Source organism: Sellimonas caecigallum (assembly GCF_019754295.1).
Classification (GTDB): domain Bacteria; phylum Bacillota; class Clostridia; order Lachnospirales; family Lachnospiraceae; genus Sellimonas; species Sellimonas caecigallum.
The window spans coordinates 1-1278 of record NZ_VIRV01000051.1; the positions used below are offsets into that span (position 1 = coordinate 1).

At 45.1% G+C, this 1278-nt stretch carries 1 protein-coding gene; it reads right to left on the reverse strand.

Going from position 1 to position 1278, the window contains the following annotated elements; all coding sequences use genetic code 11:
- Window positions 1–1142 (reverse strand): IS21 family transposase (istA, locus tag FLB61_RS12930; RefSeq protein WP_221920428.1); only part of this gene is annotated, 1142 nt, incomplete at its 3' end.
- Window positions 1143–1278 lie beyond the last annotated feature (136 nt).

The following is a 1278-nucleotide window of genomic DNA, read 5'->3' on the forward strand; positions in this document are numbered from 1 at the left end:
GTCAGGACTTTGCTGAGATCGGATGCGTAGATATAGAGGGTAAAGGAATCTCTCCGGATTCTGCAGGTCTTCTGGGTGTACCAGTACGGGACGCCGAAGCGCCGCCCTTCATAATGGACAAATCCATCGAAAGAAATTTTTCTTTCCGGGCAGAGATAGAAAGCAAGTGCCTGTGTTTTTGTTAATACGGAAGCAACAGCCATGCAGTCTTCCTGATGCTTTTCACAGGGGATACAGTCCACTGCTTTATGGTATATGCTGTTCTGGCGTTTGCACCATCCGATGGCTTCCAGATTTAATTCGGTAATCGTGCCAAAAACTCTGCCAGCAAGGAAGTTATCTTTTACGAAGCGGATCAGGCGCTCCACCTTCCCTTTGGTGAAAGGATGTCTTGGTTTACAGAGCTTCGTCTGGAAACCGATCGTTTCCATGAACACTTTATAATCTTTCTGCCAGATAGGATGTCCCTCTGGATCACGCCGGATCACGACACTTTTCATGTTGTCTGTCAGTATATAGTGCGGGATTCCCATATAAGTAAAAGCATGGATCATCCCTATAAAAAGATTTTCCTGTCTGGCATTGGGGAAGAATTCGATGTATCTTTCCCCGCAATGATGGCAGATCATAGCAAAACATGCGACCTTATAGGAAGCATCGGTATTTGTATCTACCTGGACAAAGCCCCAGTCCATCTGATAGGATTCCCCAGGGGAAGTTTGATATCTGCGTCCCCGGTTTCCCTGAGGGGCAACGAGCTGACGCTTGGGCGGAACAAGATCCCGGTGATCAGCGATATAAGTTTTTACGGTTGTTAACCCACCGGTATATCCAGCTTCCTGCAGCCGCTCAAAGCATACAGAAGAATTCGTGACGCCTTTTCGGAGCAGTCCGTCAATAATGCCGCTATATCCGGTCAGAACCGTAGCTGTTGCTTTTTGTCCTGTCCTCCCATGTGGCGTAACAATAAAGTTATTTTCTTTTAAGTGCCTTAGCCTGGATCTGCTGAGCCCGGTTCGGCGTTCCAGTTCTGCAAGATTAATTTTGGCAAGGTTGAAATTTTCGCCTTGTTCCTGCTTTATTTCGTTGATTGCTTGTGTTATGATTTTTTGTAAGTCATTACATGTAGCATCTTCGTGCATAAATCCTCCTTTTCTGATGCATTGGCTTATCATCAGTATAAGAGGATGAAGACCTGTATGTAATGGCTTTTTTAATTTGACTAGGATTGGCTATTTTAGCCTGACACTAGATGGTTATTTTAACCCGACGCTAATA